Genomic DNA, 14,578 nt, shown 5'->3' on the forward strand with positions numbered 1-14,578 from the left:
CAACAACAGGAGAGAGCCGCCCAGTTACCGCGAACGGCGCACCAGGCCGCAATAACGGTGTTGTGAACGGGAGTGCAGGTCACTCGAACAGCTTCGTAGGATGGGTAGAGCGGCAGCGAAACCCATCGCCCTTATGCCCTGACAAAACATGATGAGTTTCGCAAGTGCTCTACCCATCCTACACGCTTACACTACATGTGACGTGCCAGATGCGCAGATCCTTCACTCCGGACCCCACTCATGATCCCCTTCTCCGTGCTCGACCTCGCGCCCATCCGCCAGGGCGGCGATGCGTCGCAGGCGTTTCGCAATTCGCTCGATCTCGCCCAGCATGCCGAAGGCTGGGGCTACAAACGGTTCTGGCTGGCGGAGCATCACAACATGACGGGGATCGCGAGCGCGGCGACGTCGGTGGTGATCGGGCATGTCGCGGGCGGGACCAGGACGATCCGGGTCGGCTCCGGCGGGATCATGCTGCCGAACCATTCGCCGCTGATCATTGCCGAGCAGTTCGGCACGCTGGCCTCGCTCTATCCGGGGCGGATCGATCTCGGGCTCGGGCGCGCGCCGGGCACCGACCAGCTCACCGCACGGGCGCTGCGGCGCGACCTCGCGACGAGCTCCGAGAATTTTCCGCATGACGTGCTGGAATTGCAGGCGCTGCTCGGCGACGTCAAGCCGAACCAGACCATCCGCGCCGTGCCCGGCATGGGAACTAACGTGCCGCTCTGGATCCTGGGATCGAGCACCTTTGGCGCGCAGCTTGCGGCCATGCTCGGCCTGCCGTTCGCGTTCGCCTCGCACTTTGCGCCGGGCATGATGATGCCGGCGCTGCGCGAATATCGCGCGCGCTTCGAGCCCTCGGCGCAGCTCGACAAGCCCCATGCGATGGTCGGCGTCAATGTGTTCGCCGCCGACAGCGACGTCGAGGCGCAGCGCATGTTCACCTCGCTGCAGCAGCAGTTCATCAATCTTAGGCGCGGCACGCCCGGCCCGCTGCCGCCGCCGGTCGACGACATGGACGCGCTGTGGTCGCCGGCCGAGAAGGCCATGGTCGCTCAGTCGCTATCGTGCTCGGCGGTCGGCTCGCCTGACGTGGTCGAAGAGAAGCTGAAGGCGCTGATCGCGGAGACCGGCGCGGACGAGCTGATGACGACGGGACAGATCTACGATCACGCCGCCCGGCTGCGCTCGTTCGAGATCGCGGCCGAGGTGCGGGACCGGCTGGCGGGGCAGCCAGCGGCGTGATCACCAGGATTGAGTGCGTGGCCTCCATGGTTCGAGACGCCCGCCTTTGGCGGGCTCCTCACCATGAGGGTCTAACATTCTCGCCGCGAAACCAGACCTCATCCTGAGGAGCCCGCATAGCGGGCGTCTCGAAGGATGGCCGCCGGCAACAGTCAGGCCTGCATCGTTCGAGACGCGCTTCGCGCTCATCACCATGAGGGTTGCGGACTAGGGTCTGTTGGGATTCATCTGGAGTTTATCGCGGCCGCGGCCAGATAGATCATTGAAGTGAAGCTCTGGTCGGTCTTGTCGGCGCGCATTGCGATGCGCTTGAATTCCTTGAGCTTGCCGAAGAAGTTCTCGATGAGATGCCGCCATTTGTACATCTCCTTGTCGATGGCGAGAGGCTGTGCACGGCGCGGATGCTGGGAGATGACGACTTTGGCGCCACGCGCTTCGAGTTCGGCGATGATGGCGTTGCTATCGAAGGCCTTATCAGCGATCAGCGCGTTGAAGGCCAATCCCTCGATGAGCGGCGGCACGCCCACCGTATCGAAACGCTGTCCCGGCAGGAGCACGAAGCGCACGAGATTGCCGAGCGCATCGGTGAGCGCCAGAATTTTGGTGGTCATGCCGCCTTTCGAGCGGCCGATCGCCTGGCTTTGCGTCCCCCTTTTGCGCCCTGACCGTGGCGGTGGACCTTGACGATGGTGGCGTCGACCATGGCGTATTCCATGTCGGGATCGTCGGAGATGGCCTCGAACAGCCGCTTCCAGACATCCGCCTTCACCCAGTCGCGAAAGCGCGTGAATGTGCTATTCCAGTGGCCGAACATCGCCGGCAGATCCCGCCAGGGACTGCCGGTTCGGGCGATCCACAGAACGGCCTCGACAAACAGTCGGTTGTCCTTGCCGCTGCGGCCCGGATCTCCCGGCTTGCCAAGACAATGCGGCTCCATCTTCGCCCATTGGGCGTCAGTCAAAACGAATCGGTCCATCCCAAGCTTGAATCACAACCAAGCCCCGATGAGAATCCTGAATCCCAACAGACCCTAATCCGCAAATCCGAACAGCTTCGCCGGATTGTGCACCAAAATCTTCTCCAGCGTCGCCTGGTCGGGCGCGTAGCGGTACATCAGCTCCAGCAAATCGGCGTCGTTGGGCGGCTGCTTCACCGACACCGGATGCGGCCAGTCGCTGGCCCAGACGCAGCGGTCGACTGCAGCCTCGATGTAGGCGCGCGCGATCGGGATCACGTCGTCGTAGGGCGGGCCGGCCTTCGAGGTCTTCTCGCCGAGCGACAGCATCACCCAGAAATTTCCCTTGGCGAGCAGCTCGAGCATCTTGCGCAGGTTCGGATCGTCCTTGCCGGCCTCGGGATCGGGCCGCGCCATATGGTCGATCAGCACGGGCACGTCGAGATTTTCGTACTTGGCGACGCTGGAGACGATGCCGTCTTTCTCGGGCTGGATTTTGACGTACCAGCCGAGCTCGCGGATACGCGCGATGGCGCGAGCGAAATCGGCGTCCGACAGCACCGCGCCAAGCTCCTGGCGGAAGCTGAAGCGCGCGCCGCGGACGCCTGCATCATGCAGCTTGGCGAGATAGGAATCGTTGGCCTCGGCGAACACCAGCGCGTTGGCGCAGCCGCGATAGTTCGGACCCATGGCGGCGAGGCCGTCGAGCACCACGGCATGATCGGCGCCGTACGTCGTAGTCTGCACGATGATGCCGCGCTCGATGCCGAGCGTCTTGTGGACGCGCAGCGCCGCTTCCCAGGTCGCCGTTGGCATCCGATAGGCCGCACCTGGACGCTCCGGATATTTGTCCACGGGACCGAGCACGTGAAACTGGCTGTCGACGGTTTTGGGCGGCGGCGCCTTGACCGGGCGGCGCGGATTCGGGTCGAACGGCAGATAGGTTGGCATGCGCGAAAACTCCCTCAGTCGATCACGGCAGTGAAGTCGCACTGCACCAGCGCGCCGCCGTCCATGTTGTCCATCGGCAGCGCGTGGCGCGCCGGACGCGAATGCTCGTCCGGAAACATCTTGAGCCACTCGACATTGACCGGGCCGCGCTGCGCACGGTCCTTCAACCACACCGTCATCTTGATGATGTCGTCGGCGGTGCCGCCGGCGGCCTCTACCGTCGCCTTCATATGCGCGAACATGTTGGCGCACTGCGCGTCGAGGCTCTCGGGCATCACGCCGGTCGCGCCATCGCGGCCGAGGATGACACCGGACATCACGAGATGACCGATGCGGCAGGCGTTCGGGATCGGATTGGCATGCTTGAAGCCGCCGATATGGATGCTCTTGCGACGCGTGTGACCGGTCATGATGCGCTCCCTTTCATGTGTTGATTCAGACGAACTGGCACGACACCGAGCCGAACGTGCCATAGTCGGCATGGAAGGTGTCGCCGCGGCGGATATCCACGGGCCGCGTGAACGATCCCGCCAGCACCACTTCCCCGGCGGCGAGATGTTCGTCATGCGGCGCGAGGCGGTTGGCGAGCCAGGCGATGCCATTGGCGGGGTGGTTGAGCACGCCGGCCGCAAGCCCGGTCTCCTCGACCTCGCCGTTGCGGAACAACAGCGCGCCGATCCAGCGCATGTCCGCATCCATCGGGCGGAACGGCCGGCCGCCGAGCACCAGCGCGGCATTCGCCGCGTTGTCCGAGATTGTGTCCATGACTTTCCGGGTCTTGCCGGTCTCGGGATCGACGCGGTGCATGCGCGTCTCCAGGATCTCGAGCGCGGGCGTGACGTAGTCGGTGGCGTTGAGCACGTCGAAGATGGTGCAATCGGGACCGCGTAGCGGCGCCTTCAGCACAAAGGCGAGCTCGACCTCGATCCGCGGCGCGTGGAATCGATCGAACGGAATCGGCGTGGCGTCGGCGTAGAACATGTCGGCGAACAGCACGCCGTAATCGGGCTCGGAGATGCCGACCGCGTTCTGCATCGCCTTCGAGGTCAGGCCGATCTTGTGCCCCTTGATGACGCGGCCGCGGCCGAGCTGGAGTTTGGTCCAGGCGCGCTGGACGGCGTAGGCATCCTCGATCGCGAAATCGGGATATTCCTTCGAGAACATCGGGATCAGCGTCTTGGTGCGCTCGGCTTCATCGAGGCGCGCGGCAAGACGTTCGATGGTGGCGGTATCCAGCATGGCTTAACTCTCCGCCGCGACGGTGTTGCGCAGCATGCCGATGCGGCTGGATTCGACCTCGACGACGTCGCCGACTTTAAGCCAGCGCGGCGGGTCGAAACGGGCGCCGGCGCCGGTCGGCGTGCCCGTCACGATCATGTCGCCGGGCTTGAGGGTCGCGAACGTGGAGAGATAGGAGATCAGAAAGTCGAACGGGAACATCAGCCGTTCTGTCGTGTCCTGCTGCCGTACCTCGCCGTTGACGCGCGTGATGATGTCATGGGGCCCGCGCGGGTCGAGCTCGTCCGCGGTGACGATCCACGGGCCGATGCTGCCGGAGCGGTCGAAGTTCTTGCCCTGCGTGACGTTGAACTTGCCGTGGCGCAGCCAGTCGCGGATCGTGCCCTCGTTGCACAGCGTCATGCCGAAGATGTGCGCCCAGGCTTTTTCGCGCGGAATGTGACGGCCGCCCTGGCCGATCACGATGACGAGTTCGCCTTCGTAATCGAGCTGATCCGAAACCTTGGGCTTCTCCAGCGGTTGACCGGAGCCTGTCATCGAGGACATGCTGCGCACGAACAGGCTGGGATATTTGGGCAGGTCCGAGCTGTCCTTGTACTCGGCGTTGCGCTCGGCGTAATTGACACCGATGCACCACAGCTTCTCCGGCGCCAGCACCGGCGGAAGCAGCACGAGATCGTCGAGTGCGTGGTCCGGCTTTTGTCCGGCGATGGCTTCCTGCGCGTCCGCCAGCGCGTTGGCCGCAATCAGCGCCCTCACGTCGGAGAAGTCGCGGCCGATCCGCCTGGTCAGATCGACGACACCGCCTTCAACGGCGGCACCATAGCGCGGCTCTCCGTCCAGAAGATAACTCACGAGTCGCATTGTCGTTCTCCAATGGTCTTGACGGCGCGGCCCAAGGCTGCGCGCTTACTCGGTCGATTTGGGAGTCTGGAACACGCCGCGCAGCGTCACGATCTCGCCGAGCCGGGCGTAACGCGGCCCGCCGATGCGCGCGATCGGGTCGAGCGCCGCTGTCTCGACCTTGCCGTCGTTCACGAGGCCGTCGCGGATGTGGAACATCACGACCTCGCCGACGATCAGCCGGCTGCGGGCGTCGCCGAATTCGAGGCACTGCCGGAAGCGACATTCCATCGCGACGGGCGCAACGCTAAGCCGCGGCACCTTGATGCGCTCGCTCGGATGCGTCTCCAGGCCAAGCTCCGCGACCTCGCTGATCTCAGGCGGATGCTCGACGGAGCTGTCGTGCACCGCCTGCATCAGCGGGGTATCGGCGATGTGGATGACGTATTCCTCGGTGTCGAGGATGTTGTGCGCGGTGTCCTTGTAGTCCGCGCCCTTGCGGCCGACGCTGATGGCCAGCATCGGCGGCTTCTGCGAGACGAAGGTGAAGGCGCTGAACGGTGCGAGGTTGAGCACGCCTGAGCGCGACAGGCTCGTCACCCAGGCGATCGGACGCGGCACCACGATGCCGGTCATCAGCCGGTAGATGCGCTCGGCGCCGAGCTCAGCGGGGTCGATCCGCATCGATCAATCCGCCTTGATGTTGGCCTTGCGCACGATCGGAATCCATTTGGCGTCCTCGCGCTCGAGATAGGCCTTGAACTCGTCCGGCGTCATCGCGACGGCTTCTCCGCCGAGCTTCTCGAACCTGTCGACCACGGCCGGGTCTTTCAGGATCGCGGTCAGCGCCTCGTGCAGCTTGTCGATAACAGGCGCCGGCGTGCCTGCCGGTGCGAACAGGCCGGTGAAGGTCTGGCCGTCAAAATCCTTGTAGCCGAGTTCAGTGAAGGTCGGTACGTCAGGCAGCGACTTCAGGCGGTGCGGGCTGGTGACGGCCAGCGCCCGGAACAGGCCGGCCTTGATGTGCTGCAGGCTGACCGTGAGCTGGTCGAACGCGAACTGCACCTGGCCGCCGAGCAGGTCGTTGACCGCAGGCGCATTGCCGCGGTAGTGCGCGGTGACCCATTGCAGATCGAGGCTGGACTGCATCAGCTCGCTGAGCAGATGGTTGGTGGTGCCGGGACCGGGCGAGGCCATGGTCAGCTTGCCGGGCTCGCGCTTGGCGAGATCGATGAATTCCTTGAATGTGGTCGCCTGCACGGAGGGATGAACCTCGAGCACCAGCGGCGTCATCGAGATCGTCGTGATCGGAAGGAAGTCCCTCTTCCAGTTGTAGGCGTCGCGCTTGTTGATCTCGGTTGCGAACAGCACCGGGCCGTTGGCACCGACGAACAGCGTGTAGCCGTCGGGCGCCGATTTCGCAAAAGCCTCGCCCGCGATCATGCCGCCGGCGCCGGCCTTGTTCTCGATGATGAAGGGCTGGCCGAGCTTTTCCTGAAGCTTGTCGGCGATGATGCGCGCGGCGCTGTCGACATTGCCGCCGGCCGGATAGGGCACGATCAGCTTGACGTTGCGCGATGGCCATTGCTGACCCGAGGCAGGTCCCGCCAGCATCGTCGCTGCGGCTGCGATGGCAATCCAGATTAATCTCATGTTAACCTCCCGGCAGCGCTCGCAATTCCAAGCCGCTTGCAATTCCAAGTCGCTTCCAATTCCAAGTCGCTTGCAATTCCAAGTCTTCGAATTCGACGTCGAATGCCCGGACGTTGCTTTATGGCATCTCGATCGGAGCGCAATCTCCGAATGCGCGCTTTACCTGTCGAGTGAATTGTGGCGTTCTTGTCCATATTATGGACAGGACGACTTCCGCATGACGGAACCGCGACAAGGCGCGCAGGCGATCCGGCGCGCGCTCGCGGTGCTGCGTATTCTTGCCGCAGGCCGCGAAGACGGCGTGCCGCTGGCCGAGGTGGTGCGGGCGACCGGCCTCACCCGTCCGACCGTGCATCGCATCGTCCATGCGCTGATCGAGGAAAGGCATCATCGAACGGCACGACAAATCCGGCCGCTACGCGATCGGCAATCAGGTGCCGGAGCTCGCGCTCGCACGGGCCCGACCGTCGCGGCTGCTGATCGCCGCCAATCCGTCGCTGCAACGTGCGTCGACCGAGATCGGCGACATGCTGTTCCTGACGGTGCGGACCGGCAACGACACGCTGTGCGTCGATCGCAGGATCGGCGTCTATCCGATCCAGGTGCTGTCGATCGAGGTCGGCGCGCGCCGGCCGCTCGGCGTCTCCAGCGCCGGCGTCGCCATCCTCGCGGCGATGCCGGCGCAGGACGCGCGAAAAATCGTCGCAGCCAACGAGAAGAGATTCGAGGCCTACCGGACCGACGTTGCGACGGTGCTGGGCGAGGTCACCGCCGCGAGACGGCTGGGATACGGCATGAGGGAGATCGGCCTGGTGCAGGGTACGAAATCGATCTCGACCTGGATCAAGACCCCGGACGGCCGCCCCGCTGCCGCGATGACCGTCTCCGCCGTTCGGACGAGGCTCGGCCCCCGCCGCGAGCAGGAGGTCGCGGAGATTTTGCTGCGGGAAGCGCGCGCGATCGAGCAGGCGATCCGGGGCGGTGGTGCCTAGGACGTGTACTCATAACGTCGGCTTGCCAACGCAAACCGGAAGTCTCCCACCTCGGGCGTGATCCGCGGCTTGTGACCCATCGCCACCGCTGAGGCGGTGCCGCTACATGTCGGTTTAGCGAGGTAGACCGGAAGTTTGCGGTGGAGCGCTAGACCGACGCTTTTGACCCACAGAAGACGTGGGGCTGTCTCGTTGGCAGCCTCTTTTCAGGTCAAATCTCGGCCTCTCTAACCCTCAGGTCTTCAAGTCAATCGTGGCTGCCGCCTGGGTTTGATCCGGATTGAGCTCAGCAGCGTTGCGGCGGCGATCATCAGCAGGATGCCTGCGAGACTGAGCGCGATCTGCATTGCAAGGCCATTCGAGATGTCGACCAGCGCTATTTGGCTGGCGAGCGCCAGCAGAACACCGAGACAATAGATTGCCAGCGAGTTCTCCCCACAGCGGATCGCTGCGCGCATCAGTGGCATCGGCAGTCCTTGCCAATTGCGAGGTACGAGCCATACCGCCAAAATCGCAAGCGCCAAAAAATGCAGCAGCCGCAAGGGGGCGAGATCCGATTTGTCGACTTGGTAAACCACATAGGCGAGCGCTTGTGGGACCAGATCTTCCAGCACCGTGAGCCACCAACTCAACGCGACAATCAGGCTAAAAGTCAGATAGAGAACTGCAAGTACAAGTGCCATGCGACAGGTCATCCAAGGTCCGACTCCCTTGCCCGCAATGACACACCAGGCGCCGAGCACAACCAGCAACTGCCAAGCCAGCGGGTTGAAGAACCACACGCTGTCGGGCCATGCCGGGACGGTCCAGCCGAAGACGTGCACCAGCACATAAAGCAAGAGCGACGCGCCGAGTGTCACATTCGGCGCTCGCAGCAGCAACCACAATAAGGGTGCAAACAAAAGATGATAAACCACGAAGATCGGCAAGACGTCGGTATTGACTGGACGGTATTGCAGGATCGCCGCATGCGCGAGCGCCGCACCCGGATGTTCCAGCAAAAGGCGCGTGTTGCTCTCGTCCGCGATCCGGCCACCGCCGCTTAGGTAGACCATGATGGCGCAAGCCACGGTGAGCAGTAGAAATGCGGCATAAATATCCCAGCTTCGCCACAGCGTACGGGTGATGACGCCGGGCCAACCGTCGCGCGAGTGTGCGCTGCCGTAAGCCAGTGCGCAGGTCACCCCGGAGACGAACATGAATACTTCCGCGCTATCACTGAAGCCGTAATTCCGAAGCGTCAGCCAGCTTCCGATGTTGTTGGGGAAATGATTCAGAAAGATGCACCAGAGCGCGATGCCGCGGCAAGCATCGATGCGTAGGTCGCGGCCTGGCCCTTTCGGCTCCGGCAGCGCGCCTGCCAATGGCTTCGCAGCGGGTTCAGGCTGCGGGTTCAGACTGCGCAACACCTTCGCATTGCGCTCGATTTCCGCCAGCGTCCGGCGAATGTTAATGTTCAGCGCAGTCCGATGCTTGTCGAGGTCGACAGGCGCGTCATTAACGGAATACGATCGCATCGGCTCCCGAGCGTCGGACAGATCGATCGAACTGATGGCCACCATCTCGACGAAAGAGCTGCGGGGTGGCGGCGCAGGCACCATCATCATGGTGGCGACGGGCCGAAAGGACGGAAATGATAATTCTTCCATTCCTTCCATTAATTCTTCGTCGGTAATCACTTCATACGAGCCAGCCGGTAATATCCGCTCGAAGCTTGTGATCCGAAATGGGTGCTCGAACTCCACCGTTTCACGTCGTGATCGGGTCATCGTCATGATCATCCTCGCACGTTGGCGAGGACGCGCCGGGACAGCGGATAGCAGCTGGCATATAGAGGCGATCTCCCCGGGTGCTGAACGCTCAATGACGAGACTATTCCGCACTTCGGGCGAAAGCGGTTCCACTGCAAACCGAAACCGGAAACTCCGCCTCAGAGCCTTGCGCGTCCGGATTAATAGTTATCGAATATTCGTTGCCGTCCCGGCAGCCAATGCGCCAAGCATCGACCCCAGATTCGCTGTCGCCTTGATACATGGTCCGAACAACAGCATCACAGGCCTGCTTTCTATTCTTCAAAACGGACGTCCAAAAAGCGAGATGCTTAGCCTGATCCAGTGCAAGTATCCTCATCGTCCTTTTGTTAGCGGCGTGGGCCGTTCTGAAAGACTCGGGAGCTACGACCTCGGGTGGCATGGCTGTTGTTGTAGTGGCAGCCGCATTTCTAAAATGCGGATCGGCATCCAGAACAAACCATAGGACGGCGAAGTTCGCGACAGCCGCCAAAGAGAGAATAGGCGATCGCTTCATCATGTCTCTCCCTCCCGGAGATCGAGACATTGGTGGCCATCGCGGCGTCGCGAAGGTCCGAGAAACCTAACGAAATATGGTACTTCGTGAACAGCACTGATCGCTGCAACCGCCCAGGAACTGAGCCCTAAATTTTGATAGGTAGTGGCACAGCGGGGATGTCGCAGCTGCGGCAGCGGGTTCAAGCAGCGGCACTGACGTGTCGCGAAAAGATGCCAAGATGGGGCTGACTGATACCTTTTGGAGCCGCGTCAGCTCGGCTCGAACCTTGCGTGTCGTTGCGTTGCCGAGCGAAGAACCTAGCAGGAGATGTCGGATTCGGCCCCACACGACCTAGTCGATCGCAAGAGCATGATCTGATCAACGGCAAACACAACTCACGATTTATGAACGCGCGGAGGTTTCACACAACCGCCGGGGCATCGAAGGGCACCGGCGCGCGAGACTGGCTCAAATCGCATGACGCGCAGCACGAGCGAAATGTCTCTTCCTGGCCCATCTGCGACCTCGGAGGCCATCCGCTCTTCGGCCGATGTTGGCGGTAAACCGGACATCAAGCGGCCAGCCGCTTGGTGAGTGCAGGGCCGAGCGGATGGTCCACTCCCCCGCATGCGAGGAGAAACAAGCGTCCTGCCGTTGCAGCCACGGACTCGCATCACACTCTCGTTGCGAGCCGCTGCGCGCCGTAGTCAATGGGCTGACGCAGCGCGCGGTTTGTGGCACAAGAGCCGCCTCCGCCGATTGACCAACGAGGCCACGCATGCCCGCGCCCAAACCGCCCGCCTTCGAGACCCTGAGCCTGCATGCGGGCCAGCATCCGGATCCCGCGACCGGCGCCCGCGCGGTGCCGATCTACCAGACTACGTCCTACGTGTTCCAGGATTCCGATCACGCCGCCGCGCTGTTCAATCTCGAACGCGCCGGCCACATCTATACGCGCATCTCCAATCCCACCACCGGCGTGCTGGAGGAGCGGCTCGCAGCACTGGAAGGCGGCGTCGGCGCGATCTGCACCGCGAGCGGCATGGCCGCGCTGCATCTCGCCATCGCCACGCTTCTGAACGCCGGCGACCACATCGTGGCGTCGAGCTCGCTCTATGGCGGCACCATCAATTTGCTGGCGCACACGCTGCCGCGCTTCGGCATCACCACGACTTTTGTGAAGCCGCGCGATCTCGATGCATTCCGCGCGGCGATCAAGCCGAACACGAAACTGGTGATCGGCGAGACCATCGGCAATCCCGGGCTTGAGGTGCTTGATATTCCGAAGGTCGCGGCGATTGCGCATGACGCGAAGATCCCGCTGCTGATCGACAACACGTTTGCCACGCCCTATCTCAGCCGTCCGATCGAGCTCGGCGCCGACCTCGTCATGCATTCGGCGACCAAATGGATCGGCGGCCACGGTATCGCCATCGGCGGCACCATTATCGACGGCGGCCGCTTTGATTGGCGTTCATCCGGAAAATTCGGCGTGCTGACCGAACCCTATGGCGGCTATCACGGCATCGTCTTCGACGAGCAGTTCGGCACGGCTGCCTTCATCATGCGCGCCCGCACCGAAGGCCTGCGTGATTTCGGCGCTTGCCTGTCGCCGACCAACGCGTTTCAGCTCCTGCAGGGCGTGGAGACGTTGGGCGTGCGCATGGACCGCCACATCCAGAACACACATCTCGTGCTGGAAGCACTGAAAGCCAACAAGGCGGTGGATTGGGTGCTGCATCCCTCGCTCGAGGACCACGCGGATTACCAGCTGGCAAAACAATTGCTGCCGCGCGGCGCCGGCTCGATCGTCTCCTTCGGCATCAAGGGCGGGCGGTCCGCGGGGCGCAAGTTCATCGAATCGCTGCGCATGATCAGCCATCTCGCCAATGTCGGCGACGCCAAGACGCTGGTGATCCACCCCGCCTCGACCACACACCAGCAGATGGACGCCGCGCAACTCAAGGCGTCCGGCATCGGCGAGGAATTGGTGCGACTGTCGGTCGGCATCGAGGCGGCAAGCGACATCCTCGACGATCTTGCGCAGGCGCTGCGCATCTCGCAAAAGGTCTGACACCATGAAGCTCTCCGTCAACGGCGCCGAGGTGCTTGTCGCAACCGGCGGCCGCGACTTCGACAGATCCCTGCCTGCGGTCGTCTTCCTCCATGGCGCCGGCTTCGATCGTTCGACCTGGGCGCTGCACACGCGCTGGTTCGCCCATCACGGTTTTGCCGTGCTGGCGCCTGATATGCCCGGTCACGGCCGCTCGTCCGGGCCTTCGCTTGGCAGCATCGCCGAGATGGCCGACTGGACGGCCGCGCTGCTCGATGCGGCCGAAGTTACGAAGGCGCATCTGATCGGCCATTCCATGGGATCGTTGATCTCGCTGGAGACGGCGGCGCGTCACCCGGACAAGGTCTCCGCACTGAGCCTGATCGGCACGGCCGCGACCATGACGGTCGGCCCGGATCTGCTGAAGGCGGCCGAGGCCAACGACCGGGACGCGCTCGACATGGTCTCGATCTGGGGCCTCGGCTTCAACGCCGAGCTCGGCGGCAGCCTCGCACCGGGCCTGTGGATGCATGGCGGCGCGCAGGCCGTGCTCAAGACTTGCGAGCCGGGCGTGCTGTTCAGGGATTTGTCCGCCTGCAATGCTTACGCGAATGCGCTCACCGCTGCCGCGAGCGTGAAGGTGCCAGTCACACTCATCCTCGGCGAGCGAGACATGATGACACCGGTGAAGGCCGGCAAGGCACTCGCGGCCGCGATCCCGCATGCGAAGACAATCGTGGTACCGGGCGCGGGCCACATGATCATGGCCGAACGCCCGGATGAACTGCTGGCTGCGCTCAGGAACTGAAAGGATCAATCGTCCATCTTGCGCGTTGCGGTCAGACATCCCTGTGAAATCCAGAGGGAACTGAACCTATGCCAAGACAGGAAGTCATCCGCAAAGCCAGACAAGACAAGCGTGCCGGCAAATCGGCAAGCACGCAGGCCGGCGAATTCGTCAAGGACGAGATCGACAAGATCCGCAAGGGCAAGCATGGTGCGCGCTCGACGCGGCAGGCTGTCGCCATCGGTCTGTCCGAGGCACGCCGCGCCGGCGTCGATCTGCCGCCGCCGCGAAAGGGACGCGTCAAGAAGGCGACGCGCCGCAGCGCCAAATATGCCTATGAGGTCGGCCAGGGCAAGCGCACTCCGAAGCGCCGGCCGCGGGTGTCGCGGGCCGTCGAGGAGGTTTTGAAAAAGGAGCCGCGCTCGACCGCATCGCGCAGTGCATTGTCGAAGCAGGGCAAGCGTGCCGCGGGCCGGCGAACGGCTGCGTCGCGTTCGGCCGCGGCGCGCAAGGCGAGCCGCACCAAGGGCGCCAACGTCCGCTCAGCCGCCGCAAAGAAGGCGGCACGCACCAGGGTGCGCCGCCGGAGTTGAGTCTCGTTTCGCTCAGGAACCCGGCGTCCACTTCCAGACGATGTCGGACACGTTGACCGGCTTCGGAATCAGGCCAAGCTTTGCAAAACGGTCGGCGACCGCCTGCTGGCTCTTGGTCACCTCGGCGTCGAGCGGCACCACGCGATAGGTGGAGCGATTGACGAAGCGGCGGACCGCTTCGACGCCGGTCGCCTCGGCCTGTGCCTTTGCGACCTCCTCGTGATGCGACTCCGCCCACACGCCTTCAGACGCAAAGGCCGTATTGAGCTTTGCGACCAACGAGGGATACTTCTCAACGAAATCGGTGTTGGCGATGTAGTAGGCGTTCGGCTTGTGCACATCCTTGTCGAAGACGAGAACCCGAGCGTTCTCCTTCAATTCGGCGAGCGCCAGATAAGGATCCCAGATCGACCAGGCATCGACCGAGCCCTTGACGAAGGCCGCCGTCGCATCGGCCGGCGCGAGCGGCGCCGGGGTGATATCGGACCAGGACAGGCCTCCCTTTTCGAGCGCCACGACCAGGAGATTGTGTGCGCTCGATCCTTTGCCGAAGGCGATGCGCTTGCCCTTGAGGTCCGCCAGCGTCTTGATCGGCGAATCCTTCGGCACGATGATCGCTTGATTGTCGCCGTCGGACTTCACGGCCGCGACATAGCGGATCCTGGCGCCGCCGGCTTGCGCGAAGATCGGCGGCGTATCGCCGACAAAGCCGAAATCGACGCTCCCGACATTGATGGCCTCCAGCAGCGGCGGGCCGAACTGGAAGTCGATCCACTTGATCTCGATGCCGAGCGGCTTGAAGGCGCTTTCGAGCGTTTGACGTTGGCGAACCGCAGGGAAGAAGCCGCCCTTCTGCGTACCGATGCGGATTTCGACCGGCTTGTCCTCAGCGCGTGCCTGTGCGGCCAAGGCGGTCGCGAGCAGAAGCGTCGTTGCGAGAATGTGTCGTCGATTGATCATGACGTGGCCCTTTCG

Annotated in this window: 13 protein-coding genes and 2 pseudogenes; 5 read left to right on the plus strand and 10 right to left on the minus strand. The window is 63.4% G+C overall.

Annotation, left to right across the window (positions count from 1 at the left end; translation table 11 throughout):
• Positions 1-240: 240 nt before the first annotated feature.
• Positions 241-1,248 (plus strand): LLM class flavin-dependent oxidoreductase, encoded by a 1,008-nt coding sequence (locus tag ACVWW3_RS28450; protein ID WP_456647916.1) that lies wholly within the window; start codon positions 241-243, stop codon positions 1,246-1,248.
• 224 nt (positions 1,249-1,472) lie between these two features.
• Here the strand turns inward: ACVWW3_RS28450 and ACVWW3_RS28455 are convergent.
• The 7 genes and pseudogenes from ACVWW3_RS28455 to ACVWW3_RS28485 form a co-directional block, all read right to left on the minus strand.
• Positions 1,473-2,224, minus strand: a pseudogene (locus ACVWW3_RS28455) (IS5 family transposase).
• Positions 2,225-2,278: 54 nt separating this feature from the next.
• Positions 2,279-3,154 carry an amidohydrolase family protein gene (locus ACVWW3_RS28460; RefSeq protein ID WP_456647915.1) on the minus strand — a complete coding sequence of 292 codons (876 nt, stop codon included), beginning with the start codon at positions 3,152-3,154 and terminating at the stop codon, positions 2,279-2,281.
• Positions 3,155-3,168: 14 nt separating this feature from the next.
• Positions 3,169-3,564, minus strand: a complete 396-nt coding sequence (locus tag ACVWW3_RS28465; protein ID WP_456647914.1) for a RidA family protein — start codon at positions 3,562-3,564, stop codon at positions 3,169-3,171.
• A gap of 25 nt (positions 3,565-3,589) precedes the next feature.
• Positions 3,590-4,393, minus strand: coding sequence for a 2-oxo-hept-4-ene-1,7-dioate hydratase (hpaH, locus tag ACVWW3_RS28470; RefSeq protein WP_354104362.1), 804 nt, complete (start codon positions 4,391-4,393; stop codon positions 3,590-3,592).
• Positions 4,394-4,396: 3 nt separating this feature from the next.
• Positions 4,397-5,257 carry a fumarylacetoacetate hydrolase family protein gene (locus tag ACVWW3_RS28475; RefSeq protein ID WP_354104361.1) on the minus strand — a complete coding sequence of 287 codons (861 nt, stop codon included), beginning with the start codon at positions 5,255-5,257 and terminating at the stop codon, positions 4,397-4,399.
• A 45-nt stretch (positions 5,258-5,302) separates the two neighbouring features.
• Positions 5,303-5,920 carry a flavin reductase family protein gene (locus tag ACVWW3_RS28480; protein WP_354104360.1) on the minus strand — a complete coding sequence of 206 codons (618 nt, stop codon included), beginning with the start codon at positions 5,918-5,920 and terminating at the stop codon, positions 5,303-5,305.
• 3 nt (positions 5,921-5,923) lie between these two features.
• Entirely contained in the window at positions 5,924-6,889 is a 966-nt protein-coding gene (locus ACVWW3_RS28485; RefSeq protein ID WP_456647913.1) for a Bug family tripartite tricarboxylate transporter substrate binding protein, read from the minus strand.
• A gap of 217 nt (positions 6,890-7,106) precedes the next feature.
• Between ACVWW3_RS28485 and ACVWW3_RS28490 the strand changes: the two are divergent.
• Positions 7,107-7,881 (plus strand): annotated as a pseudogene (locus ACVWW3_RS28490) (IclR family transcriptional regulator).
• A 242-nt stretch (positions 7,882-8,123) separates the two neighbouring features.
• On the opposite strand, the gene ACVWW3_RS28495 reads toward ACVWW3_RS28490, so the two are convergent.
• The gene (locus tag ACVWW3_RS28495; RefSeq protein ID WP_456647911.1) at positions 8,124-9,656 is read right to left on the minus strand and encodes an OpgC domain-containing protein; all 1,533 of its coding nucleotides are present in this window, start codon (positions 9,654-9,656) and stop codon (positions 8,124-8,126) included.
• A 97-nt stretch (positions 9,657-9,753) separates the two neighbouring features.
• On the minus strand, positions 9,754-10,191 hold the full coding sequence (locus tag ACVWW3_RS28500; RefSeq protein ID WP_456647910.1) for a hypothetical protein: 438 nt from the start codon (positions 10,189-10,191) through the stop codon (positions 9,754-9,756).
• A 757-nt stretch (positions 10,192-10,948) separates the two neighbouring features.
• Between ACVWW3_RS28500 and ACVWW3_RS28505 the strand changes: the two genes are divergently transcribed.
• The 3 genes from ACVWW3_RS28505 (at position 10,949) to ACVWW3_RS28515 (ending at position 13,603) form a co-directional block, all read left to right on the plus strand.
• Complete coding sequence (locus ACVWW3_RS28505) at positions 10,949-12,244, plus strand: O-acetylhomoserine aminocarboxypropyltransferase (RefSeq protein ID WP_456647909.1); 1,296 nt, start codon at positions 10,949-10,951, stop codon at positions 12,242-12,244.
• Positions 12,245-12,248: 4 nt separating this feature from the next.
• Positions 12,249-13,031 carry an alpha/beta fold hydrolase gene (locus tag ACVWW3_RS28510; RefSeq protein ID WP_456647908.1) on the plus strand — a complete coding sequence of 261 codons (783 nt, stop codon included), beginning with the start codon at positions 12,249-12,251 and terminating at the stop codon, positions 13,029-13,031.
• 68 nt (positions 13,032-13,099) lie between these two features.
• A complete protein-coding gene (locus ACVWW3_RS28515) occupies positions 13,100-13,603 on the plus strand; it encodes a DUF6496 domain-containing protein (RefSeq protein ID WP_456647907.1) in 504 nt (167 codons plus the stop codon).
• A gap of 12 nt (positions 13,604-13,615) precedes the next feature.
• On the opposite strand, the gene ACVWW3_RS28520 is transcribed toward ACVWW3_RS28515, so the two are convergent.
• Positions 13,616-14,563 carry an aliphatic sulfonate ABC transporter substrate-binding protein gene (locus ACVWW3_RS28520; protein WP_456647906.1) on the minus strand — a complete coding sequence of 316 codons (948 nt, stop codon included), beginning with the start codon at positions 14,561-14,563 and terminating at the stop codon, positions 13,616-13,618.
• Positions 14,564-14,578: the final 15 nt, after the last annotated feature.

The organism is Bradyrhizobium sp. LM2.9 (assembly GCF_054056555.1).

What these genes read in the sequence shown, in the direction of transcription:
- ACVWW3_RS28450 (WP_456647916.1), top strand. Translation starts at nt 241, where the DNA reads ATGATCCCCTTCTCCGTGCTCGACCTCGCGCCCATCCGCCAGGGCGGC.
- ACVWW3_RS28460 (WP_456647915.1), bottom strand. Translation starts at nt 3,154, where the DNA reads ATGCCAACCTATCTGCCGTTCGACCCGAATCCGCGCCGCCCGGTCAAG.
- ACVWW3_RS28465 (WP_456647914.1), bottom strand. Translation starts at nt 3,564, where the DNA reads ATGACCGGTCACACGCGTCGCAAGAGCATCCATATCGGCGGCTTCAAG.
- hpaH (WP_354104362.1), bottom strand. Translation starts at nt 4,393, where the DNA reads ATGCTGGATACCGCCACCATCGAACGTCTTGCCGCGCGCCTCGATGAA.
- ACVWW3_RS28475 (WP_354104361.1), bottom strand. Translation starts at nt 5,257, where the DNA reads ATGCGACTCGTGAGTTATCTTCTGGACGGAGAGCCGCGCTATGGTGCC.
- ACVWW3_RS28480 (WP_354104360.1), bottom strand. Translation starts at nt 5,920, where the DNA reads ATGCGGATCGACCCCGCTGAGCTCGGCGCCGAGCGCATCTACCGGCTG.
- ACVWW3_RS28485 (WP_456647913.1), bottom strand. Translation starts at nt 6,889, where the DNA reads ATGAGATTAATCTGGATTGCCATCGCAGCCGCAGCGACGATGCTGGCG.
- ACVWW3_RS28495 (WP_456647911.1), bottom strand. Translation starts at nt 9,656, where the DNA reads ATGACGATGACCCGATCACGACGTGAAACGGTGGAGTTCGAGCACCCA.
- ACVWW3_RS28500 (WP_456647910.1), bottom strand. Translation starts at nt 10,191, where the DNA reads ATGATGAAGCGATCGCCTATTCTCTCTTTGGCGGCTGTCGCGAACTTC.
- ACVWW3_RS28505 (WP_456647909.1), top strand. Translation starts at nt 10,949, where the DNA reads ATGCCCGCGCCCAAACCGCCCGCCTTCGAGACCCTGAGCCTGCATGCG.
- ACVWW3_RS28510 (WP_456647908.1), top strand. Translation starts at nt 12,249, where the DNA reads ATGAAGCTCTCCGTCAACGGCGCCGAGGTGCTTGTCGCAACCGGCGGC.
- ACVWW3_RS28515 (WP_456647907.1), top strand. Translation starts at nt 13,100, where the DNA reads ATGCCAAGACAGGAAGTCATCCGCAAAGCCAGACAAGACAAGCGTGCC.
- ACVWW3_RS28520 (WP_456647906.1), bottom strand. Translation starts at nt 14,563, where the DNA reads ATGATCAATCGACGACACATTCTCGCAACGACGCTTCTGCTCGCGACC.